This window comes from Tropicibacter alexandrii, from assembly GCF_003667315.2.
In the GTDB taxonomy this organism is placed as follows: domain Bacteria; phylum Pseudomonadota; class Alphaproteobacteria; order Rhodobacterales; family Rhodobacteraceae; genus Tropicibacter; species Tropicibacter alexandrii.
In genome coordinates, this window is record NZ_RCTZ02000002.1 from 140,929 (window position 1) to 161,871 (window position 20,943).

22 protein-coding genes are annotated in these 20,943 nt (G+C 65.0%); 13 read left to right on the top strand and 9 right to left on the bottom strand.

Features of this window, described 5'->3' with window-relative positions:
• Window positions 1–11: 11 nt before the first annotated feature.
• Entirely contained in the window at window positions 12–1,184 is a 1,173-nt protein-coding gene (locus tag D8Z78_RS03325) for a MalY/PatB family protein (protein ID WP_121629135.1), read from the bottom strand.
• Window positions 1,185–1,300: 116 nt separating this feature from the next.
• Here D8Z78_RS03325 and def (D8Z78_RS03330) point away from each other — a divergent pair, with 116 nt between their 5' ends.
• The 7 genes from def (D8Z78_RS03330) (at window position 1,301) to D8Z78_RS03360 (ending at window position 5,336) form a co-directional block, all read left to right on the top strand.
• A complete protein-coding gene (gene def, locus D8Z78_RS03330; RefSeq protein WP_121629134.1) occupies window positions 1,301–1,828 on the top strand; it encodes a peptide deformylase in 528 nt (175 codons plus the stop codon).
• Window positions 1,825–2,319: a peptide deformylase gene (locus tag D8Z78_RS03335; protein ID WP_121629133.1), complete on the top strand. Its 495-nt coding sequence runs from the start codon at window positions 1,825–1,827 to the stop codon at window positions 2,317–2,319. The genes def (D8Z78_RS03330) and D8Z78_RS03335 overlap by 4 nt, the downstream gene beginning before the upstream one ends.
• Window positions 2,316–2,813, top strand: a complete 498-nt coding sequence (def, locus tag D8Z78_RS03340) for a peptide deformylase (RefSeq protein ID WP_121629132.1) — start codon at window positions 2,316–2,318, stop codon at window positions 2,811–2,813. Before D8Z78_RS03335 ends, def (D8Z78_RS03340) begins: the two co-directional genes overlap by 4 nt.
• A 46-nt stretch (window positions 2,814–2,859) precedes the next feature.
• A complete protein-coding gene (gene fmt / locus D8Z78_RS03345) occupies window positions 2,860–3,771 on the top strand; it encodes a methionyl-tRNA formyltransferase (protein WP_121629131.1) in 912 nt (303 codons plus the stop codon).
• A gap of 3 nt (window positions 3,772–3,774) precedes the next feature.
• Entirely contained in the window at window positions 3,775–4,014 is a 240-nt protein-coding gene (locus D8Z78_RS03350) for a hypothetical protein (protein WP_121629130.1), read from the top strand.
• Between the two features lie 10 nt (window positions 4,015–4,024).
• Window positions 4,025–4,258, top strand: coding sequence for a GlsB/YeaQ/YmgE family stress response membrane protein (locus D8Z78_RS03355; protein WP_121629129.1), 234 nt, complete (start codon window positions 4,025–4,027; stop codon window positions 4,256–4,258).
• 88 nt (window positions 4,259–4,346) lie between these two features.
• A complete protein-coding gene (locus tag D8Z78_RS03360) occupies window positions 4,347–5,336 on the top strand; it encodes a glutathione S-transferase family protein (protein ID WP_121629128.1) in 990 nt (329 codons plus the stop codon).
• Between the two features lie 6 nt (window positions 5,337–5,342).
• Here D8Z78_RS03360 and D8Z78_RS03365 read toward each other — a convergent pair whose 3' ends face one another.
• A complete protein-coding gene (locus tag D8Z78_RS03365; protein ID WP_121629127.1) occupies window positions 5,343–5,705 on the bottom strand; it encodes a response regulator in 363 nt (120 codons plus the stop codon).
• A 188-nt stretch (window positions 5,706–5,893) separates the two neighbouring features.
• Between D8Z78_RS03365 and D8Z78_RS03370 the strand changes: the two genes are divergently transcribed.
• On the top strand, window positions 5,894–7,069 hold the full coding sequence (locus tag D8Z78_RS03370) for a lytic murein transglycosylase (protein ID WP_121629126.1): 1,176 nt from the start codon (window positions 5,894–5,896) through the stop codon (window positions 7,067–7,069).
• A 42-nt stretch (window positions 7,070–7,111) separates the two neighbouring features.
• Here D8Z78_RS03370 and ade read toward each other — a convergent pair whose 3' ends face one another.
• Together ade and D8Z78_RS03380 are read right to left on the bottom strand one after the other, a co-directional pair.
• Window positions 7,112–8,806, bottom strand: coding sequence for an adenine deaminase (gene ade / locus D8Z78_RS03375; protein ID WP_121629125.1), 1,695 nt, complete (start codon window positions 8,804–8,806; stop codon window positions 7,112–7,114).
• Window positions 8,807–8,834: 28 nt separating this feature from the next.
• The gene (locus D8Z78_RS03380) at window positions 8,835–10,058 is read right to left on the bottom strand and encodes an MFS transporter (protein WP_121629124.1); all 1,224 of its coding nucleotides are present in this window, start codon (window positions 10,056–10,058) and stop codon (window positions 8,835–8,837) included.
• A 103-nt stretch (window positions 10,059–10,161) separates the two neighbouring features.
• On the opposite strand from D8Z78_RS03380, the gene choX reads away from it, so the two are divergent.
• Window positions 10,162–11,079, top strand: a complete 918-nt coding sequence (gene choX, locus D8Z78_RS03385) for a choline ABC transporter substrate-binding protein (RefSeq protein ID WP_121629123.1) — start codon at window positions 10,162–10,164, stop codon at window positions 11,077–11,079.
• 171 nt (window positions 11,080–11,250) lie between these two features.
• Window positions 11,251–12,879 carry a DUF1217 domain-containing protein gene (locus D8Z78_RS03390; RefSeq protein WP_164932867.1) on the top strand — a complete coding sequence of 543 codons (1,629 nt, stop codon included), beginning with the start codon at window positions 11,251–11,253 and terminating at the stop codon, window positions 12,877–12,879.
• Here the strand turns inward: D8Z78_RS03390 and D8Z78_RS03395 are convergent.
• Window positions 12,876–13,496 (bottom strand): glutathione S-transferase family protein, encoded by a 621-nt coding sequence (locus D8Z78_RS03395; protein WP_121629121.1) that lies wholly within the window; start codon window positions 13,494–13,496, stop codon window positions 12,876–12,878. The two genes, D8Z78_RS03390 and D8Z78_RS03395, sit on opposite strands and share 4 nt — an antisense overlap.
• Before the next feature lie 120 nt (window positions 13,497–13,616).
• On the opposite strand from D8Z78_RS03395, the gene choW reads away from it, so the two are divergent.
• The gene (choW, locus tag D8Z78_RS03400; RefSeq protein WP_121629120.1) at window positions 13,617–14,453 is read left to right on the top strand and encodes a choline ABC transporter permease subunit; all 837 of its coding nucleotides are present in this window, start codon (window positions 13,617–13,619) and stop codon (window positions 14,451–14,453) included.
• Window positions 14,450–15,451 carry a choline ABC transporter ATP-binding protein gene (gene choV / locus D8Z78_RS03405; RefSeq protein WP_121629119.1) on the top strand — a complete coding sequence of 334 codons (1,002 nt, stop codon included), beginning with the start codon at window positions 14,450–14,452 and terminating at the stop codon, window positions 15,449–15,451. The genes choW and choV overlap by 4 nt, the downstream gene beginning before the upstream one ends.
• Window positions 15,452–15,572: 121 nt before the next feature.
• Here choV and D8Z78_RS03410 read toward each other — a convergent pair whose 3' ends face one another.
• Window positions 15,573–16,181, bottom strand: coding sequence for an enoyl-CoA hydratase/isomerase family protein (locus tag D8Z78_RS03410; RefSeq protein ID WP_121629118.1), 609 nt, complete (start codon window positions 16,179–16,181; stop codon window positions 15,573–15,575).
• Window positions 16,178–16,927 carry an SDR family oxidoreductase gene (locus tag D8Z78_RS03415; protein ID WP_121629117.1) on the bottom strand — a complete coding sequence of 250 codons (750 nt, stop codon included), beginning with the start codon at window positions 16,925–16,927 and terminating at the stop codon, window positions 16,178–16,180. The genes D8Z78_RS03410 and D8Z78_RS03415 overlap by 4 nt, the downstream gene beginning before the upstream one ends.
• A 130-nt stretch (window positions 16,928–17,057) precedes the next feature.
• Between D8Z78_RS03415 and D8Z78_RS03420 the strand changes: the two genes are divergently transcribed.
• Window positions 17,058–18,581 (top strand): DUF2125 domain-containing protein, encoded by a 1,524-nt coding sequence (locus tag D8Z78_RS03420; protein ID WP_121629116.1) that lies wholly within the window; start codon window positions 17,058–17,060, stop codon window positions 18,579–18,581.
• Window positions 18,582–18,751: 170 nt separating this feature from the next.
• Here D8Z78_RS03420 and D8Z78_RS03425 read toward each other — a convergent pair whose 3' ends face one another.
• Both D8Z78_RS03425 and D8Z78_RS03430 read right to left on the bottom strand, forming a co-directional pair.
• Window positions 18,752–19,504 (bottom strand): SDR family NAD(P)-dependent oxidoreductase, encoded by a 753-nt coding sequence (locus D8Z78_RS03425; RefSeq protein WP_121629115.1) that lies wholly within the window; start codon window positions 19,502–19,504, stop codon window positions 18,752–18,754.
• A gap of 167 nt (window positions 19,505–19,671) precedes the next feature.
• Window positions 19,672–20,916: a UbiH/UbiF/VisC/COQ6 family ubiquinone biosynthesis hydroxylase gene (locus D8Z78_RS03430; RefSeq protein WP_121629114.1), complete on the bottom strand. Its 1,245-nt coding sequence runs from the start codon at window positions 20,914–20,916 to the stop codon at window positions 19,672–19,674.
• Between the last annotated feature and the right edge of the window lie 27 nt (window positions 20,917–20,943).

Here is a 20,943-nt window from a genome sequence, read left to right on the forward strand (position 1 = left end):
GATCACCCATCCTACTGAAGGTCGCCGAAAGCCCGCGCCAGCCGTTCACCCGCCTCGATCACCCGGGCCCGTGGCGTGGCGAAATTGAACCGCAGGAAGCTTTCGCCGCCCAGCCCGAAGGTCGGCCCGTGATTGGCGGCGATCTTCGCCTCCTGCTCCACCCGTTTGGTGAACTCTGCCCGGTCCATCCCGGTGCCCGCGAAGTCCACCCAAGCCAAGTAGGTCGACTCCATCGGCATCGACGCCAGCCCCGGAATGTCTTTCACCGCCGCGTCGAAGGCTTGACGATTGCCGTCCAGATACACGACCAGTTCATCGACCCAAGCCGCACCCTCGGGCGAATAGGCGGCTTCGGCCATGAACAGGCCGAAGCTGTTGGGGGAAATGCCAAGCGCACCCATCGTCGCCGCAAACCGCGCGCGCAGCGCATCATCGGGGATGATCACGTTGCCGATATGGCTCCCCGCGATGTTGAAGGTCTTGGTCGTCGCGGTCATCATCACCAGCCGCTCGGCCACGCCGTCCAGCGTCGCCATCGGTATATGCGTGTGGCCCGGCATGACCAGATCATGGTGAATCTCGTCGGACACAAGGATCAGGTCGTGGCGCTGGCAAAACGCCGCGACGCCTTCCAACTCGGACCGGGTCCAGACGCGCCCGCCCGGGTTGTGCGGCGAACACAGGATCAGCATCCGCTCGCGCCCGGTCATCTGGGCGTCCCACGCGTCGAAATCCATCTCGTAGCGGCCATCGGTCAGCGCCAAGGGGCATTCGACGACGTCGCGCCCCGCCGCTTTGATGACGCGGGCAAAGGCGTGGTAGACCGGCGTCATCAGCACGACGCCGTCGCCGGGGTCCGTATAGGTCTGCACGCACAGCCCCGTGCCGTTCACCAGCCCATGGGTCGAGAAGATCCACTCGGGCGCGATCTGCCAGCCGTGGCGTTCCGCCATCCACCACTGGATCGCCGCGCGATAGCCCGCATCGTCGCCGTAATAGCCGTAGATGCCGTGATCGGCCATCTTCTGCACCGCCGCCTGCACGCAGTCGGGCGGGCGGAAATCCATGTCCGCCACCCACATCGACAGGCCGTCCTGCGCCGACACGCCGTAGATCGGCTCCATCATGTCCCATTTCACGGAATGGGTGCCCATGCGGTCGATCTCTTCGTCAAAACGGCTCATGCCCGGTCCTTTCCTGCGATGTCTTGCGGCATCCAAATGCTTTTGCGCGGGATTTGCAATTCGCTTTGGGGTGCTCCGGCTTGCGCGCGCCCCCGGCTTTCCTTAAATCGCTTGGCATGAAACGCCCTATCCTGATCCATCCCGACCCGCGCCTGAAGAAGGTCTGCGCCGAGGTGCCCGACCTGTCGGACGACCTGCGCAAACTGGCCGATGACATGCTTGAGACGATGTATGACGCGCCGGGCATCGGGCTGGCCGCGCCGCAGATCGGTGTGCTCGACCGGCTGATCGTGCTGGACTGCGCCAAGACCGACAAGGGCGAGGACGCGCGCCCACTGGTGATGTTCAACCCGCGCGTGCTGGCCGGGTCGGACGAGACGAATGTCTACGAGGAAGGCTGCCTGTCGATCCCCGAACAATATGCCGAGGTCACGCGCCCCAAGGTCGTCGATGTCGAATGGCTGGACCGCGACGGGAACCTGCAAACGGAAACCTTCGACGGGCTCTGGGCGACCTGTGTGCAGCACGAGATCGACCATCTCGATGGCAAGCTGTTCATCGACTACCTCAAGCCGCTCAAGCGCCAGCTGATCACACGCAAGATGGTCAAGCTGAAGAAAGAGCGCGCAAGGGAGCGCCTGTGACCGCCCGCCCGCTGGTCCTGTGGCCGGATGCGCGCCTGTCGCGGCGCTGCGCCGAGGTGGCGGACGAGGATGTCTCGGGTCTGATCGAAGACATGTTCGACACGATGTACGCGGCCAAGGGGCGAGGCTTGGCCGCGCCTCAGATCGGGGTGATGAAACGGGTGTTCGTCATGGATGCCGGGTGGAAGGACGGGGCGCCTGCGCCATTGGCCTGTGTCAACCCGGTGGTCTCCGGCGCGGGCGATGTGGTCGACATGGACGAGATGTGCCTGTCGGTGCCCGGGCTTGTGGTGCTGGTGACGCGGCCTGCAGCCGTCAGCCTGATCTACGAGGACGCGGCGACGCGTCTGCCGGTCTCCATCAGCCTGACCGGGGCCGAGGCGCGGATCGCCCAGCACGAGGCCGACCATCTGGACGGGCTGCTGCATCTCGACCGGATCGAGGCGGACCTGCGTGCAGACCTCTTGGCAAGATACGAGGATCGGCCATGACCGTGCGCCCCTGTATTCCCTACCCGGACAAGCGGCTGAAAGCCGTGGCGCAGCCCGTCGAGGCGATCACCGACGAGATCCGCGCCATCTGGGCCGACATGATCGACACGATGGAGGCGATGCCCGGCGTGGGCCTCGCTGCCCCGCAGATCGGCGTCGGGCTGCGGCTGGCGGTGGTCGATGCCTCCGAGGGGCGTGGCGAGGCGATCCGCATGGCCAACCCGGAAGTGCTGCACGCCTCGGTGCAGTTTCGCGAGCACGAAGAGGCCAGCCCGAACCTGCCCGGCGTCTCGGCGGTGGTCAAACGCCCCCGCGCGGTGACGGTGCGCTATCTGGACGAGGCGGGCGCGGTGGTGGAAAAGGACCTTGTCGGGCTTTGGGCGACCTCGGTGCAACACCAGATCGACCACCTGAACGGCAAGCTCTACGTGGATCGGTTGAGCAAGGTCAAACGGGACATGCTGCTGCGCAAGGCGGCGAAACTGCGGGGGTAGGATGGGTGATCACCCATCCTACTTCAGGCTGCGAAAGGGTCGAGACATGCGCGTCATTTTCATGGGGTCCCCTGACTTCTCCGTTCCGGTGCTGGACGCGCTGGTCGCTGCGGGGCACGAGATCGCCTGCGTCTATTGCCAGCCCCCACGCCCGGCGGGTCGCGGCAAGAAGGACCGCCCCACCCCCGTCCATGCCCGGGCCGAGGCGCTGGGCCTGCCCGTCCGTCACCCGGTCAGCCTGAAATCGCCGGAGGCGCAGGCCGAGTTTGCCGCCCTCGACGCCGATATCGCGGTGGTCGTGGCTTACGGACTGCTGCTGCCTCAGGCCGTGCTGGATGCGCCGACACAGGGCTGCCTCAACATCCACGCTTCGCTTTTGCCGCGCTGGCGCGGGGCCGCGCCCATTCACCGGGCGATCATGGCGGGCGACGCGGAAACCGGCATCTGCATCATGCAGATGGAGGCCGGCCTCGACACCGGCCCCGTCCTGCTGCGCGAGGCCACCGCCATCGGCGCGACCGAGACCACCGGCGCGCTGCATGATCGCCTGTCCGCCATGGGCGCCCGGCTGATCGTTCAGGCGCTGGACCAACTGCCAGACCTGACGCCCGCGCCGCAGCCCGAGGACGGCGTCACCTACGCCGCCAAGATCGACAAGGCCGAGGCCGCCATCGACTGGACCAAGCCCGCCGCCGAGGTGATCCGCCAGATCAACGGCCTCTCGCCCTTTCCGGGCGCATGGACCACACAAGGCGACCAGCGCATCAAGCTGCTCTCTGCCGAACCCGCCGAGGGGCAGGGCACGCCCGGCACCGCGCTGGATGACGCGCTGACCATCGCCTGCGGCGCGGGCGCGCTCCGCGTCAGCCGGGCGCAGCGCGCGGGCAAGGGCGTGCAGGACGCCGCAACCTTCCTGAACGGCAACCCGGTGCCCAAGGGCACACGGCTGGGGGGCTGAGCCATGTTCCCGAGCCTGATGGGCACCGTCGTCATTGCCGGGATCATCGGCTACCTGTCTGAAAAGACAGGGTTCACCCGCAACGGTATCCTGCAGAGCATCATCATTTGCGTCGGGGGCGCCTTTCTGTTCTATTTCGTGCAGGTCATGTTCCATATCGGCTTTCGCGCGCCGGGCCTGAACGCCATCGCCGCCTCGATCGGGGCGCTGATCATCGTGCCCACCCATTGGCGACGCAAGTAGGAGCAGACCCATGCCCATCCTCTGGTTGATCATCGTCGGAGCCGCTGCCGGTTTCATCGCCACCCGCCTGATGAAGATGCAGACCGGCCTGATCGAGACCATCTCCATCGGCATCCTTGGCGCACTGATCGGCGGGCTGGCGTTCCGGTTCCTGCTGTTTCTGACCGGTATGGCAGCCGGGCTGGTCGGCGCGATCCTCGGCGCGCTGGTGGTGATCTGGGTCTGGAAGGCGATCCGGGGCTGACCTGCGCCAGCGCACAGCCCGCGTGCGAGGCGCGGCGTTGCGGCCCCGGCGTCATGCGCTACCTCTTGGGCAAGCTTAGGAGGATCACATGGGCCAACTCGTAGACGGGAAATGGGAAAAGGGTGCTGTCGCGCCGTCGGATGCCAGCGGCAAATTCGTGCGCGGCACCACCAAGTTCCGCAACTGGATCACCGCCGATGGCAGCGCCGGGCCAAGCGGCGAGGGCGGCTTCGAGGCCGAGGCCGGGCGCTATCACCTGTACGTGTCCTATGCCTGCCCTTGGGCGCATCGCGCGCTGGTCTTTCGCCAGATCAAGGGCTTGCAGGACATGATCGGTGTCTCTGCCGTGCATCCCGACATGCTGGAGGACGGCTGGACCTTTGACACGGATTTCGACGGCGCGACCGGCGACAGCCTGTATGACCTACCCTTCATGCGCGACATCTATACCAAGGCCGATCCGAACGTGTCGGGCAAGGTGACCGTGCCGGTGCTGTGGGACAAGAAACGCGAAACCATCGTCTCGAACGAATCGTCAGAGATCATCCGCATGTTCAACAGCGCCTTCGACGGGCTGACCGGGAATCGCGACGATTACTGGCCCGAGGCGCTGCGGGACGCCATCGAAGAGGTGAACGACCGGGTTTACCACACCGTCAACAACGGGGTCTACAAGACCGGCTTCGCCACCACCCAAAGTGCTTATGACGACGCGGTCGGCCCCTTGTTCGACAGCCTCGACTGGCTCGAAGAGCGACTGGGCGAGAACCGCTATCTGGTCGGCGACCGCATCACCGAGGCGGATTGGCGGCTGTTCACCACGCTCATCCGCTTTGACAAGGTCTATCACGGGCATTTCAAGTGCAACCGCCAGCGGATCGTCGATTATCCCAACCTCTGGGGCTTCACGCGGGAACTGTACCAATGGCCCGGCGTCGCCGGGACGGTGCATTTCGATCATATCACCCGGCATTATCACTACAGCCATGAGTCGGTGAATCCGCATCGCATCGTGCCCATCGGGCCCGATCTGGACCTGATGGCCCCCCATGGCCGCGACCGCCTGAAGGCGGCCTGAGCATCGTCACTGCGCCCGCGCATAATGTTCCACCATCGTCGCCAGATCGGCTGGCGAGGTGGAACAGGGCAGAAAGGCGCAGGCATTCGGGCTGATCTGAAAGATCGAGCCGTCCGAAAAGAACGAGGAGCTGGTGACGAAGATCACCCGCGCCTCGGGACGGCGGTAATTGGCAAAATCCGCAACCGACAGGGCTGCGCCGCCATCCAGCATGACATCCAGCACGATGACCTGAAAGTCGACTTGGTCGATCTGGTCCAGAGCGTCCTCCGCGGTGTGCGCAAGGATCACCTCTGCACCGGAACGGGCCATGTGACGCTTCCAGAGGGACGCGAGATGTGTGTTGGCTTCGGCGATCAGGATGTTCAAGGGGCCCTCCGACTCGCGAAACACATTACCTGAGCCCAATGAATCGTCCCGAAACGTCAACAAAGGGTTAACGCGACACCTTGAAATTGGAACAAATCGGGAATGATTGCGATTTACCGCTTATCCGGTCGCTTGCGTGTCGCGGACGCGCTGATAGGGTGACGATCAAACAGGCAAAGAGGTTCGACATGCGGGTGACAGCAGCAGTTCTGGGATGTGTCCTAGCGGGGGCCGTTCAGGCGCAGGAGGTGCCCTGCGGCGGCACCTTCGGCGCGTTCGTGAACGACCTCAAGCAGGAGGCCGTGGCGCAGGGCCACGCTCCGGCCACGGTGAACCGCTTCTTTGCGGGGATCAGCCAAAGCGGCGCCGTGCTCAAGGCGGATCGCCGTCAGGGCATCTTTCAGGACCCTTTCATCACCTTTTCACGCAAGCTGATCAGCCAGAGCCGACTGGATCGCGGACGCCAGATGGCGGATCGGTATGCATCCGTCTTCGACCGCATCCAAAGCGAATTCGGGATCGCGCCCGGCGTGCTGCTGGCCTTCTGGGCGTTCGAGACCGATTACGGCTCGTTCCAAGGGGATTTCAACACCGCCAACGCGTTGGTGACCTTGGCGCATGATTGCCGCCGCCCCGAAATCTTCCGCCCGCAGATCTTTGCGGCGCTGTCTTTGTACGAGAACGGCGATTTCGACCCGGCGACCACGACGGGGGCTTGGGCCGGTGAGATCGGCATGGTGCAGATGCTGCCCAAGGATATTCTCGAAAACGGTGTGGACGGGGATGGCGACGGGCATGTGACGCTCAAGACCTCGGCGGCGGATGCGCTGTTGTCGGGGGCCAAGATGCTGTCGCATCTGGGCTGGCGCCCGAACGAGCCGTGGATTCAGGAAATCACCCTGCCGGAGGATTTCGATTGGTCGCAGGCCGGGGTCCAGACGAAGAAGACCGTGGCCGAGTGGGAGCAACTGGGCGTGCGGGCGCGCAATGGGCAGTTGGATGACGGGCGGCTGGAGGCCTCGATCATCCTGCCGCAGGGACGCAAGGGGCCGAAATTCATCGCCTACCCGAATTTCGACGTCTATTTCGAGTGGAATCAGAGCTTTACCTATGTGCTGACGGCGGCCTATTTCGGCACGCGCCTGATGGGGGCACCGGTCTATGACGCGGGCAACCCCGAGCCGGGGCTGGAGGGCGCGCAGATGAAGCGCCTTCAGGAAAAGCTGGCAGGCATGGGCTATGACGTGGGCGAGATCGACGGCATTCTCGGGGCGGGTACACGGGCCGCGGTGCGTGACGTTCAGGTCAAACTGGGCATGCCCGCCGATGCGTGGCCGACGGCAGAGTTGTTGAACCGACTCTAGGTAGGATGGGTGATCACCCATCCTACTTTAGGCAGCACGTCGTCACGAGATGATCTCGAATTTCACCACGTCGACCATCCCCCGGTCGGTGATCTTCAATGCGGGAATGACGGGCAGGGCAAGGAAGGCCAGTTGCAAGAATGGCTCTTCCAGCCCCACCCCCAGACCTTTGGCTGCTGCGCGCAGGTCCACCAGCCTCTCCCGCACCGTCTCGAAGGGCTCCAGTGACATCAGCCCGGCCACGGGCAGCGCCAGTTCGGCCAAGACCGCGCCGTCCTTCACCACGACGAACCCGCCCTCGATTTTCCCCAGCCGGTTTGCGGCCACGGCCATGTCTTCGTAGGATGCGCCCACGCAGGCGATGTTGTGATGGTCATGACAGACGGTCGAGGCAATCGCCCCCGCCTGCAGCCCGAATCCCTTCACGAAGCCCGTCGCGATGTTGCCGTTCTTGCCGTGCCGTTCGACCACGGCGATGCGGATCAGGTCGCGCGACAGGTCGGGGCGCTTGTCGCCATCCTCGATCGCGATGTCTTCGCGCAGGTGGTTGGTCAGGATCTGCCCTTCGCGGATGCCGATCACATCCGTCTCCACCCGGTTGCCACGATGGCGGAAATCCTGCGCGCGGACCGTCGGCGCCTTGACCGAGCCACGCCCGACCGGGTCGATCAACGCGCGCCGTTCAAAGGCGGCGTCGTCCAGCACGACACCGCCCGCCAGCACCATCCGCGCATCGCAGGCCTCCAGCGAGCCAAGCACCACGATATCCGCCCGCTTGCCCGGTGCAATCATGCCCCGATCCTTGAGGCCGAATGCTTCGGCCGCCGAGAGCGACGCGGCGCGATAGACCGCCAGAGGCGAGGACCCTGCGGCGATCATGGACCTGATCATGTAATCCAGATGCCCGTGCTCGCCGATATCCAGCGGATTCCGGTCGTCGGTGCACAGGCACATGTAAGGCGCGGTCAGATCGGTCAGCAGCGGTTGCAGGGCGACCATGTCCTTGGACACCGACCCTTCGCGGATCAGCACGCGCATCCCCTTGCGCAGTTTCTCCAGCGCCTCGTCGGGGGTGGTGGCCTCGTGTTCGGTGCGGATGCCCGCCGCGATATAGGCGTTCAGGTCACGGCCCGACAGCAGAGGGCTGTGGCCGTCGATATGCCCGCCCTCGAACAGGCGCAGCTTGTCCATGCAGCCCGGATCGCGGTGGATCACGCCGGGATAGTTCATGAACTCCGCCAGCCCCAGACCCGCGGGATGCCCGCGCAGCGCGGCAATCGCCTGCGCATCCAATTCCGCGCCCGCCGTCTCCATATGGGTCGAGGGCACGCAAGAGGACAGTTGCACCTTTATGTCGATCAGGCAGCGTTCCGATGCCGTCTGGAAGTACCGCACACCCTCGGCGCCGATCACGTTGGCGATCTCATGCGGGTCGCAGATGGCCGTGGTCACGCCGCGCGGCCCGACGCAGCGTTCGAATTCAAAGGGCGTGACCAGCGAGGATTCGATGTGCAGATGGGTGTCGATGAAACCGGGCACCAGCACCGCGCCGCTTACGTCGATCACCTCGCGCCCCTCGTAGCTGTCGAACACGCCGACGATGGTGTCACCACAGATCGCCACGTCGCCGTCCAGCAAAGCGCCGGTCATGAGGTCAAAGACCTTCCCGCCGCGCAGAACCAGATCCGCCACCTCGTCGCCGCGCCCCTGCGCGATGCGTTGCTCCAAATCCGCCATGCCGTGTGCCTTTCTGCTTTGCAGCAAGTTAAGCACGGGTTTCGCCGGGCCGCATCCCCTTTTGAGCGGGCCACAGCCGCAGCGCCGCCACGATGCCCAGCACGCCAAGACCCGCGAGGCCCAGCAGCGCCGCGACCGTGCCAAAGCGGGTCATCAGCCAGCCCGATAAAGGGTAGGTGACCAGCCAGCAGGCATGGCTCAGCGCGAATTGCGCCGCGAACAGGGCGGGGCGGTCCTCGGATGCCGCTGACCGGCGTAGCAACCGGCCCGAGGGGGTCAGGACTGCCGAGTAGCCCGCGCCCATGACCAGCCAATGCGCCAGCAGGGCAGACCATGTCAGGGCGTCCAGTGCAACGACCCCGGCGAACGAGACCAAGGCGCCGATCATCGTGCCCGCGCCACACAGCATGACGGGCCGGTCGCGGAACCGATCCAGCAGGCGGGGCAGGGCCAGCGTGGCGAGGATGCTTCCCCCGCCATAGGCTGCCATGGTCCAGCCCAAGGCGCTGTCGTTCAGGCCCAGCGATCCGCGCACCAGCACGACCGAGTTGATCAACACCATCGCCCCGCCGCTGGCGGCTGTCAGGCTCAGGCCCAACAACCCGCGCAGGCGTGGTGTGGCCAGATACAGGCGCACCCCGCGCGTTGTCCGGTCAAAGGCCCCGCGCGGCGCGGATGGGCTGGGCGAGGGCAGGGCGACCGACACGACCAGCAGGGCCGAGGCGAGGAACCCGGCGACCGTGCCCAGAAACAACGTGTCGAAGCTGACCAGCACCAGCAAGAGCCCGGCGAGGATCGGCGAGACGATGTTTTCCAGATCATAGGCCAGCCGCGACAGCGACAGCGCGCGGGTATAGCGGTCTTCCTCTGGAAGCACGTCGGGAATGGTCGCCTGAAAGGTGGGCGTGAACCCCGCCGAGGCCGATTGCAGCACGAAGATCAGCACATAGACTTGCCAGACTTCGGTGACGAAGGGCAGGCACAGGGCCGCGCCCGCGCGGACAATGTCCAGCGTCACCAGCAATCCGCGCCGGTTGACCCGATCCGCCCAGGCGCCTGCGATGGGCGCGATAAAGACATAGGCCACCATCTTGATCGTAAAGACGGTGCCCAGCACCATCGCCGCGCTGTCGCCCGCAAGGTCGAAGGCCAGCAAACCCAGCGCCACGCTGGCCAGCCCGGTGCCCAGCAGCGCCACGAGTTGTGCGCCGAACAGGTGGCGGTAGGTGCGGTCTGACAGGATGTTCAACATGCCCTTACCCTATCTCGTGGCGTCTTGCCGTCAAACGTGGGATCCGGTTGCCAATCGGGCGGCAACAGGCTTCACTGCGGGCATCAAAACAGGGAGAACGACAATGACACGTCTCATGACTTCGGCACTGGCCTTGATGCTGGCTTCGCAGGCTTCGGCCAATTGCGACAGCGTGACCTTCTCGGATGTGGGCTGGACCGACATCACCGCCACCACCGCCGCCACGACGCTGGTGCTGGATGCGCTTGGCTACGAGACCGATATCAAGGTGCTGTCGGTGCCGATCACCTATACCTCGATGGCCGAGGGCGATATCGACGTGTTCCTCGGCAACTGGATGCCGACGATGGAGGCGGATATCGCCCCGTATCGCGAGGCCGGAACCGTCGACACCGTGCGCGCCAACCTTGAGGGCGCGAAATACACGCTGGCCACCAATGCCGCCGGGGCCGCTTTGGGGATCGACGATTTCTCCAAGATCGCCGAGCATGGCGATGCGCTGGACCAGACCATCTACGGGATCGAGCCGGGCAATGACGGCAACCGCCTGATCATGGACATGATCGAAGCCAATGCCTTTGGTCTCGAAGGGTTCGACGTCAAGGAAAGCAGCGAGCAGGGGATGCTGGCGCAGGTCGGCCGTGCCGTGCAGCGCGAAGAGCCGGTGGTGTTTCTGGCGTGGGAGCCGCACCCGATGAACGCCAATTACGACCTGACCTACCTGACCGGCGGGGACGATTTCTTTGGCCCCGATCTGGGCGGCGCGACGGTCTATACCAACACCCGCGCGGGCTATGTCGAGGAATGCCCGAACGTCGGCAAGCTGTTGACCAATCTCGAATTCTCGCTGGCGATGGAGAACGAGATCATGGGCGCGATCCTCGATGATGGGGCGGACCCGCAGGATGCGGCCAAGGCATGGCTGTCGGCCAATACCGGCGTGCTGGATGGCTGGCTGGACGGCGTGACCACCAAGGATGGCGGCGACGCGATGGAGGCGGTCAAGGCCGCATTGAACTGATCCGGGGCGGGTCGGGGCCCAGCCCCGGCCTGTGACCTGTCCGGCCTGCCGGGATGTGTCGAATTGTCGGCAAATCCCTGCGGGCCGCGAAAGGAGCGGTTAACCGCAGCTGCGTTACATGGGGCTTGCCCGATGGGGGAGGGCCGACCAGACGCTTGCGGAGACCGCGCCATGTATACGCCGATCATCCTTGGGACCGGGCTTGCCGGTTACACCCAGCTTTCCCGCACCCGCGATGCGCAACAGGAAAACTACGCCAAATCGGCGCAGGTGGCCCGCGACACCCAGCATTTCAAGAACAAGATGGCCAGTGTCCAAACGGTCGACGACCTGATGGAGGATCGTCAGCTGTTGCGCGTGGCGCTGGGGGCTTTCGGTCTGGACGAGGATCTGAACAACCGGGCTTATATCCGGAAGATCCTCGAATCCGATCTGAATGACAGCAAATCTCTGGCCAATCGCCTCGCGGACAAGCGCTATCTGGCCTTTGCCAAGGCCTTCAACTTCAGCGGCGAGGCGCCCAATGCGCCCGCGACGCGCAACGCGACCGATGTGGCGCTGGACCTGTCGACTATCCGCAAGGTCGATGACCTTCTGAACGACAAGGACCTGCTGGCCGCAACGCTCAAGACCGTCGGGATCGAGGACGGGCTGAACAACGACTATTTCCTGCGCAAGGTGCTGACCTCGGACGTGAATGACCCGACCTCCTTCGTCAATCGGCTCGGCGACAGCCGCTATGTCGAGCTTGCCGAAGCCTTTGATTTCCCGTCAAAGGCGCCCCGCTTCGACAGTGTCTTCGGCTTTGTCGAGACGTTCCGGGGCCGCGTCGAAGACCTTCAGACGCCCGAGGACCTGCTCGGGGATGACGAGCTTCTGGAAACGGCGCTGGGCATCTTCGGGCTGGAGGATGACATCTATCGCACGGATTTCCTGACCGATGTTCTGAACTCGGACCTGTATGACGAAACCTCCTTTGCCAACACGCAGGAGGATGGGCGCTACGCCGCCTTTGCCAAGGTGTTCGGCTTTGCCGAGCGCGCCGATGCGGAACTGAACGGCTATACCTTCGACAGCAAGCTGCAGGACTTCATCGACAAGATCGACAACCCGTCGAACGGCGATATCGTGTCCCGGCAGGACCTGTCCGACAATGTCCGCGTGATGCTGGCCTCGATCGACTTCTTCGGCCTGCCGAAACGGGATGACCGGATCGATTTTGCCAACCGGATCATCAATTCGGACCGCAACGACCCGTTTTCGCTGGTCAATTCGGTCTCGGACGAACGCTACCGCGTGTTCCACGATGCCTTCGATTTTCAGGAAAAGCCCGAGGGGCGCACCTATCCCGACGGGTTCGCCGAAGCGGTCGTCGCCAATTATCTCGACCGCCAGTTCGAGATCAGCGTCGGGGAGCAGAACGACACGATGCGCGTCGCCATGGCGATGGAGCGCGAGTTGAACACACTGGTCAACAGCTCGAAAAGCAACGATTCGCGCTGGTACGGGGTGATGGCCTCGAAGCCCTTGCGGGACGTGTTTGAAACCGTGTTGGCCCTGCCCTCCGACAGCTTTGGCGCGCTGGATGTCGAACGGCAGTTGAACGACTTCAAGGCCAAGGCCGAATCCTTCTTCGGCACCGACAAGCTTGGCGATTTCCTGCAGGAGGACAAGCTGAGCGAATTGCGCCGGATGTACCTCGTGCGCAAGGATGCCCAAGGCTATTCCACGACGTCGACCGCGAATGTCGTGGTTTCGCTGCTGGCGAATTCCGTGCCGCAGAACGGCCTTCTGGGCTAGGGGGCCGGTGTCAGGGCGTCGTCCAACGCCTTGGCACGGATCGCCGCCGGGCGTGTCGTGATGCGCGCCGCATAATCGGCAAAGCCCGCGCGCTCTGGCAAGGTGCCAAAGCTCTGGCCCCAGTTGATCTGGCTGCCAAGGTAGACATCCACCGCGCTGAACCCGTCGCCCAGCAACCATGGGCGCCCGTCGGCCAGAAGCGTCTCCAAAGTGTCGGCGACACTGGCCAGCGTGCCCCAGCCGGCGCGCCGCGCGCCTTGCGCATCCTGCGGGTCGAAGCCAAAGGACGCCGCCGTCACCGCCGCCTCGACCGGCCCGGCGGCGAAGAACATCCAGCGATAGAAATCACCACGCGCGCCCGGATCGGGGATCAGCCCGGCCTCGGGAAAGGCCTCGGCCAGCCAGCAGCAGATGGCGGCGCATTCCGTCACCACAGTCTCGCCCGCCTGCACCACGGGAACCTTGCCCATTGGGTTCAAGGCACGGTAGCTGTCGGACTTCATCTCGGGGCCGTACTCGACCACGCGTGTCTCGTACTGCGCCCCGCATTCCTCCAGCATCCAGCGCACGATGCGCCCGCGCGACATCGGGTTCGTCCAGAAAATCAGGTTGTCCATGCTCAGGCCCTCCGGAGGCCACAAGACACCGCCAAGGATTTTCACGCAAGCGAAACGAAGCGGTTTCCTTCCCCCCCGGATCGCGATTAACCTGATCGGCAAGTCAACAAAGGGGCGGGCATGGACTGGCTGACGGAAAACAAGATCCCTGTGGGCGACGCCGCCGAGGCGGTCTTTGATTGGCTGCAGCGCAACGGCGCGGTGGTGTTCGACGCGCTGGCCATCGCGATGGAGTGGCTGATCGAAGCGATCCTCTGGCTGTTGCAATCGCCCCCACCGCTGCTGGTGGTGGCGATCCTGACGCTGGCGACCTACGCACTGCACCGCCGCTGGACACCGACGCTGATCGTGGGCTTCGGGTTCCTGTTCATCCTCAATCAGGGCTATTGGGAGGAGACGACCGAAAGCCTGACGCTGGTCTTGTCGGCCTGCGTGGTCTGCATGGGCGTGGGCGTCCCGATCGGCATCGCGGCGGCGCACCGCCCGCGCCTATACGCGTGGATGCGCCCGGTTCTGGACCTGATGCAGACCCTGCCGACCTTCGTCTACCTGATCCCGGCGATCGTCTTCTTCGGCATCGGCATGGTGCCGGGCCTGATCGCCACGGTGATCTTCGTCGTGCCCGCGCCGATCCGCCTGACACATCTGGGCATCTCGGCGACACCGACGGCGCTGGTCGAGGCGGCGGATGCGTTCGGCGCAACCCCGCGCCAGAAACTCTGGAAGGTCGAGCTTCCCTCGGCGTTGCCGCAAATCATGGCGGGGCTGAACCAGACGATCATGCTGTCGCTGTCGATGGTCGTCATCGCGGCGCTGGTGGGGGCGGACGGGCTCGGCGTGCCGGTGGTGCGCGCGCTGAACCGTGTGGACACGGGGCTGGGCTTCGAGGCGGGCCTCATCATCGTCGTCGTGGCCATCATGCTCGACCGCGCCCTGCGCTGGGAGGGCCGCAAATGACCGCTGTCTCCTTCGACAATGTCTCGATCATCTTCGGCGATCACCCGGACAAGGCGCTGCCGCTGGCCGATCAGGGCCAGTCCCGCGCCGAGATCCAGAAAGCCACCGGCCAAGTGCTGGGCGTGCACGACTGCTCGCTCGACGTGCAAGAGGGCGAGATCCTCGTGCTGATGGGCCTGTCCGGCTCGGGCAAGTCGACGCTTCTGCGCGCGGTCAACGGGCTGAACCCGGTGGTGCGCGGATCGGTCTCGGTGCATGACGGCGGCAAGATGGTCGATGTCACCCATTGCGACGCCGCCACCCTGCGGCGGATGCGGCAGACGCGCATCGCCATGGTCTTCCAGCAATTCGGCCTGTTGCCGTGGCGCTCCGTCGCCGAAAACGTCGGTTTCGGCCTCGAACTGGCGGGCCGCCCTGCCGCCGAGCGCCAAGAAACCGTGACCCGCCAACTCACCCTTGTCGGCCTCGATGGCTGGGCCGACCGCAAGGTCGGGGAACTGTCCGGCGGGATGCAGCAACGCGTGGGCCTCGCCCGCGCCTTTGCCACGGACGCGCCGCTTCTGCTGATGGACGAACCGTTCTCCGCCCTCGACCCGCTGATCCGCAGCCGCCTTCAGGACGAATTGCTCGACCTGCAACGGGATCTCAAGCGGACCATCATCTTCGTCAGCCATGACCTCGACGAAGCGTTCAAGATCGGCAACCGCATCGCGATCATGGAAGGCGGGCGCATCGTGCAACTCGGCACCCCGCGCGAAATCTTCTCCAACCCCGCGTCGGATTACGTGGCCGATTTCGTCGCCAACATGAACCCGCTCGGCGTGCTGACCGCCCGCGACGTGATGGAGCCGGGCGAAGGCAGTCACCCCGTCGATATCGAAACGCCGATCCGCGACCTGATGCCCTTGCTGGACAAGGGCCCGCTGACCGTCACCGAAAACGGCCGACCACGTGGGCGCGTGACCAGCGCAAGCCTTGTGTCCCGACTGGGGCAATAGCCCGGCCTTCGGTTTCTTCTGGCCAGAAATACCGCGGGGTTTGGGGCAGAGCCCCAACGGGGGTCTGGGGGTGAAACCCCCAGAAGCAAGAGCGCGGCGCAGCCGCCCCGTTTGGCAGGACCTACCCGATCATCCGTAGGATCGCGGCGGCATGTTCGGGCGTGGCGCCAAGGCTGTCCGCCGCCAGATCGCGCGCCGCCGCCAGCACATCGCCCTCGACGACGCGGTCGATCAGCCCCCATTGCACGGCCTCCTCGACCGGCACTTTCTGCCCCGCGACCAGTATCATTTTCGCCCGGCTTGCGCCGACCAGCGCCGCCAGCCGCTTCGGGTCGGATGGCTGCGGCAGAAAGCCCAGCTTCATCACCGGGTAGAACACCTTGGCCCCCGGCCCCGAAATCCGCATGTCGCAGGCAAGGAACATTCCCATCGCGCCCCCCGCGACCGTACCGTTCAGCGCGCAGATCGTCACCGCATCCAGCCGCGCCAGCGCGCCTGACAGCCGCTCCCAAAGCGGCGACAGGGCAAGGCCCGCGCGCGCCGCGTCCAGATCGGCCCCGGCCGAGAACACCTTGCCCGTGCCAGTCAGGACCAGCGCCCGCGCCTCGCGCGCGGATTCGACGATCTCGCACAGCCGTTCCAGCATGTCGGCGGTCAGCGAATTTGCCTTGTCAGGCCGGTTGATCGTGACGATCCACAGGCCCGTCTCCTCCTTCACGAGGTCGATCATGAAAGGCCAAGCTCCGCCCGGATCGCCTCGTCGCGCAAGGACACCTCGTCGCCGATGAACCTGTCCGCCTCTGCCCCGGCCATCCAGACAAGCGCCTTGGCCACCCATTCGGGGGGGATGTGGGCTGACCAGTCCAACTGGCTCACGGGATTGATTCCGCTCGCCTTGATGTCGCGCTGCATCTGCGTCGCGACCGTGCCGGGTGACAGCGAAATCGCCCGGATGCCCTGATCGCGATATTCCTTGTCGGCCATGCGGGTCAGCATCAAGGCCCCCGCCTTGGAGGCACAATAGGCCGACCATGCCTCGACCGGGCCATGCGCCGCGCCCGAGCCGATGGTCAGCAGAGATCCGCCGCCATGCTCCAGCATCACCGGCAGCGCCGCGCGCATACCGTGGAACACGCCCTTGAGATTGATGTCGATCACGTCACCCCAACCGTCCGGGTCGGCCTCGGCCATGTGGCTGATCGGCTCGATCACGCCCGCATTGTTGACCAGCACATCCAGTCCGCCATGCGCCTTGACGCAGTTGCGCACCGCTTGGTCGACCTCCCAGTAGCGGCCCATGTCGCAGGGGATCGCCACCGCCTGCTCGCCAATCTCGCCCGCGAGATCCGCGATCGCCTCGGCCGAGCGCGCCACCAGCGCGACCTTGGCCCCGGCCGCCGCGAATGCCCGCGCGGCCTCTGCGCCGATGCCGCGGCTGGCCCCGGTGATCATCACTGTCTTGCCTTGCAACGTCATGTCGAGCCTCCGTTTCGAACGTTGTGTCGGTGGTATCGTCACAAAGGTACGGAATCCAGTCCCTTGACCTGAACTGGCCTGCGTCCGACACTTGCAGCAATATTCGTTAGAACACTCGAAGAGGTGGATTATGACCCGCTATACCACGGCCTCGGCCCTTGCCCTGATCGCGATGGCCGCCCCGGCCTTTGCAGATGTCACCCCGCAACAGGTCTGGGACGACCTGAAAGCCTATTACGGCGGCTTTGGCTACGAGGTGACCGCGACCGAAACCATGGATGGCGGTGATCTGGTCGTGTCCGACATGAACCTGACCGTGCCGGTGCCCGAAGAGGACACCACCATCGCCATGACTTGGCCCGAGATGACCTTTGCCGACAATGGCGACGGGACGGTCAACCTGACCATGCCGGAAACCTCGACGATGACCGTGCTGATTTCCGAGGATGACGAGCAGGTTGGCGAAGTCGTCTTCGACCTGTCGATGCCGGGCCTGAGCATGCTGATCTCGGGCACGGCGACCTCGATGAATTACGACATGAGCGCCGACGAAATCGCCATGACCCTGTCGAAGCTGGTGACAGAGGGCGAGGAAATTCCCCGCGACATGATGCGCGCACAGGCGTCGATGGGGCCGATTTCGGGCACGATGTCGACGGCCAGCGGCGATGGCATGCGCTCGATCGCGCAGGAACTGACCTATGGCGACCTGACCTATGACATCGCCTTCAACGACCCCGACAGCGACGATGCGGGCATGTTCAAGGGCATGCTGAGCGGCCTGTCGATCTCGGGCACGGTGGAGATGCCGACCGACGTGGATTACGTAAACGATCCGCTGGCCTTCTTCACGCCAGACATGTTGATCGACCTCGTGATGGCCCATACAGGCGGCAATAGCGAGTTCTCGGTGACCGAGCGCCAAGGCACGACCAATGGCAAATTCTCGTCCACTGGCGGGGAATTCGGCTTTGCCATGTCCGCCGCCGACATGCTGTACGCGATTTCCGGGACGGGCCTGAGCGTCGATCTCAGCGGCCCCGAACTGCCGCTGCCGGTCAGCGCGCAGATGGGCGAATTCGGGTTCTCGATCGAGATGCCGCTGGCGCAGGCCGATGCGCCGCAGGATGCGTCGCTGTCGGTTGTCCTGAGCGAGTTCACCATGGCGGACATGCTGTGGAACATCTTCGATCCGGCCAATGTCCTGCCGCGCGACCCCGCGACGGTTGCCGCGAATCTGAACGCCAAGGTCACGCCCTTCGTCGACCTGTTCGACGAAGAGGCGATGATGGAGATGGAGCGCAATGGCGGCATGCCGGGCGAGTTGAACGAACTGACGCTGACGGATTTCGTCGTGGACGTGGCCGGTGGCACCGTTCTGGGTGAGGGCGCGTTCACCTTCGACAATTCCGATCTTGAAAGCTTTGACGGGCTGCCGCGCCCCGAGGGTGAGCTGAACCTGAGCATTGCCGGTGCCAACGGGCTGATCGACAACCTGATCCAGATGGGTCTGGTGCAGGAGCAGGACGCGATGGGCGCACGCATGATGCTGGGCATGTTCACGGTGCCGGGGTCCGAGCCCGATACCGCGACCTCGACCATCGTGGTCAACGAGCAGGGCCATGTTCTGGCCAATGGTCAGCGGATCAAGTGAGACTGGGGGCGGGGCTTGGCCCCGCCTTCCTCACGTTGCATGCGGGGGCAAGGCGCTTCGAAGCGCCTTGATCCAAGCGCCTTCGAAGGCGCTTGATACCGAAATTCGAATTTGCGTGGCTCAAGGCTTTTCGAAAAGCCTTGCGCCGTCTCGTTCTTGACCCAACGGTCTTAGCTGCGCAGGGCGGGCAGGCCGACGCCGGTGGACTCGAACCCGCCATCGACCGCCACAACTTGCCCCGTGACATAAGACGCCTTTTCCGACGCAAGAAAGCAGATCACCTCGGCCAGTTCCCGTTCGGACCCGTAGCGGTTCAGCGGGATCGCGTCATGATAGGCGGCGATGATCTCGGGCGAATGGACGGCGATCGAGAGCTTGGTCTTGACCGGGCCGGGGGCCACGCAATTGACGCGGATACCGTATTCGCCCAGCTCGGCGGCGTGCTGTTTGGTCAGCTGGATCACGGCGGCCTTGGACGTGCCATAGGCGACCCGCAGGGTCGAAGCGCGCAGGCCCGAGATCGACGCGATGTTGACGATGGCGCCCTTGGTTTCCTTCAGCGCGTCGGCAGCGGCTTGGGTGCAGAGAAAGACACCGTCGAGATTCGTCTCCATCACTCGGCGCCACATCTCGAATGTGCAGTCCTGAACCGGGCCGAACTCGGCCACGCCGGCATTGTTGACGAGCGCGTCGATGCGGCCCGACCAGGCAAGCGTATCGCGCACCATGCCGTCGACATCTTGCGGGTTCGAGACATCGCGGATCAGCGGTGTGACGTTCTCACGCTCGGCCGCGACTTTGTTCAACTCCTCGGCGTCGCGGTCCAGCATGGCCACGCGCCAGCCCATTTCCAGAAACAGGTCGGTGGTGGCCAGACCGATGCCGCGCGCGGCGCCGGTCACGATTGCGCATTTGGTGTCCATGGGGGTCCCTCTCTTTTGGCGCGCAATCTGGCATGGCCCGGCGGGAGGGGGAAGGTACCTTTGCGTGCAAAAAGCCGAAGGGTCAGGTCACCGGCGGTCGAGGGGCTTTGCCCCTCGCGCCTGCGGCGCTCACCCCAAGGTATTTGGGGACCAAAGAAGCCGGGTGGTCAGCGCATCAGGTCGGGCAGGTCGCCGGTCAGGCCAGCCGCCTCGCGGATGAAGCCGCGGCGCAGGGCGGGGGCGGCGTTGATCAGGCCCATGCCGATGTCACGGATGCCGCGCAGCAAGGGGTTGTCGTTCGAAAACAAGCGGTTGAACAGGTCCGTGGAGGCGGCGAGGCTGGCCGTGTCCCAGCGCCGCCACCCGGCATAGCGGTCGAGAACCAGCGGGCTGGCGAAGTCCTCGCCGCGTTTGACCGCATGGTCGATCACATGGGCCAACGCCGCGACATCGCGCAGGCCGGCGTTCAGGCCTTGCCCCGCGATCGGGTGCATGCCGTGGGCGGCGTCGCCGACCAGCGCCAGCCGCTCGGCGGTGAAGCTGTTCGCCAGTGTCAGGTTCAGCGGGTAAGTGTAGCGTTGGCCCGCAAGGTCGATCCGGCCCAGAAAATCGCCGAACCGGGGGCGCAGGATGTCGAGATAGTCGTGGTCGGGCAGGGCGTGGATGGCCTGCGCGCGGCTGTCGGTCTCGCTCCAGACGATGGAGGAGCGGTTGCCGGTCAATGGCAGGATCGCCAGCGGGCCGGGCGGCAGGAAAAGCTGGTGCGCGATGCCGTCATGGGGCTTTTCATGGGCGATGGCGCAGACCAGCGCGGTCTGGCCGTAGCTCCAGCCGGTGCGGCGGATGCCCGCGCGTGTGGCGGTGCCGCTTTGGCGGCCATCAGCGCCGATCAGCAGCCGGCCCCGGATCACCTCGCCCGTGTCCAGCGTGATCGAGACACCCTTTGGGCCAGTGTCCTGCGCGATGACACGGGTTTCGGCGCGGTCCTCGATGCGGTCGCTGTCGGCCATCGCGCGCAGCAGGGCGCGGCGCAGGTAGCGGTCTTCGAGCATGTAGCCCATCGGGCCTTCTTCGATCTCGGCGCTGTCGAACTGCAGCCCGAGAAAGGCGCTGGCCTCGCCCACGCGCCCGTCCGAGACCTTGATCTGGTGCATCGGCTGGGCGGTGTCGGCCAGTTGCTCCCACAGGTCCAGCCCCGCCAGAAGGCGTTTCGACGCCTGCGCCAGCGCATAGCTGCGCCCGTCGAAATCCGCCGCCTCGCGCGCTGCAATGGGCAGGGCGTCGATCACGCAGGAGGTCAGGCCGCTGCGGGCGGCGGCGAGGGCAAGCGCGGGGCCGTTGAGGCCACCGCCGACGATGATCAGATCGTGTTCCATGAGGCGCAATATGGGCGCTTTGCCGGGATTGTCCATGCGCCGCCGTGCCGCTACCTTTTGCCA

Coding starts and splice junctions, on each gene's coding strand:
- def (WP_121629132.1), top strand. CDS start 2,316: ATGACCGTGCGCCCCTGTATTCCCTACCCGGACAAGCGGCTGAAAGCC.
- def (WP_121629134.1), top strand. CDS start 1,301: ATGAAACGCCCTATCCTGATCCATCCCGACCCGCGCCTGAAGAAGGTC.
- ade (WP_121629125.1), bottom strand. CDS start 8,806: ATGGCGGATTTGGAGCAACGCATCGCGCAGGGGCGCGGCGACGAGGTG.
- fmt (WP_121629131.1), top strand. CDS start 2,860: ATGCGCGTCATTTTCATGGGGTCCCCTGACTTCTCCGTTCCGGTGCTG.
- choX (WP_121629123.1), top strand. CDS start 10,162: ATGACACGTCTCATGACTTCGGCACTGGCCTTGATGCTGGCTTCGCAG.
- D8Z78_RS03410 (WP_121629118.1), bottom strand. CDS start 16,181: ATGATCGACCTCGTGAAGGAGGAGACGGGCCTGTGGATCGTCACGATC.
- D8Z78_RS03355 (WP_121629129.1), top strand. CDS start 4,025: ATGCCCATCCTCTGGTTGATCATCGTCGGAGCCGCTGCCGGTTTCATC.
- choW (WP_121629120.1), top strand. CDS start 13,617: ATGGACTGGCTGACGGAAAACAAGATCCCTGTGGGCGACGCCGCCGAG.
- D8Z78_RS03370 (WP_121629126.1), top strand. CDS start 5,894: ATGCGGGTGACAGCAGCAGTTCTGGGATGTGTCCTAGCGGGGGCCGTT.
- D8Z78_RS03360 (WP_121629128.1), top strand. CDS start 4,347: ATGGGCCAACTCGTAGACGGGAAATGGGAAAAGGGTGCTGTCGCGCCG.
- D8Z78_RS03420 (WP_121629116.1), top strand. CDS start 17,058: ATGACCCGCTATACCACGGCCTCGGCCCTTGCCCTGATCGCGATGGCC.
- D8Z78_RS03430 (WP_121629114.1), bottom strand. CDS start 20,916: ATGGACAATCCCGGCAAAGCGCCCATATTGCGCCTCATGGAACACGAT.
- D8Z78_RS03350 (WP_121629130.1), top strand. CDS start 3,775: ATGTTCCCGAGCCTGATGGGCACCGTCGTCATTGCCGGGATCATCGGC.
- D8Z78_RS03395 (WP_121629121.1), bottom strand. CDS start 13,496: ATGGACAACCTGATTTTCTGGACGAACCCGATGTCGCGCGGGCGCATC.
- D8Z78_RS03415 (WP_121629117.1), bottom strand. CDS start 16,927: ATGACGTTGCAAGGCAAGACAGTGATGATCACCGGGGCCAGCCGCGGC.
- D8Z78_RS03325 (WP_121629135.1), bottom strand. CDS start 1,184: ATGAGCCGTTTTGACGAAGAGATCGACCGCATGGGCACCCATTCCGTG.
- D8Z78_RS03425 (WP_121629115.1), bottom strand. CDS start 19,504: ATGGACACCAAATGCGCAATCGTGACCGGCGCCGCGCGCGGCATCGGT.
- D8Z78_RS03380 (WP_121629124.1), bottom strand. CDS start 10,058: ATGTTGAACATCCTGTCAGACCGCACCTACCGCCACCTGTTCGGCGCA.
- D8Z78_RS03390 (WP_164932867.1), top strand. CDS start 11,251: ATGTATACGCCGATCATCCTTGGGACCGGGCTTGCCGGTTACACCCAG.
- choV (WP_121629119.1), top strand. CDS start 14,450: ATGACCGCTGTCTCCTTCGACAATGTCTCGATCATCTTCGGCGATCAC.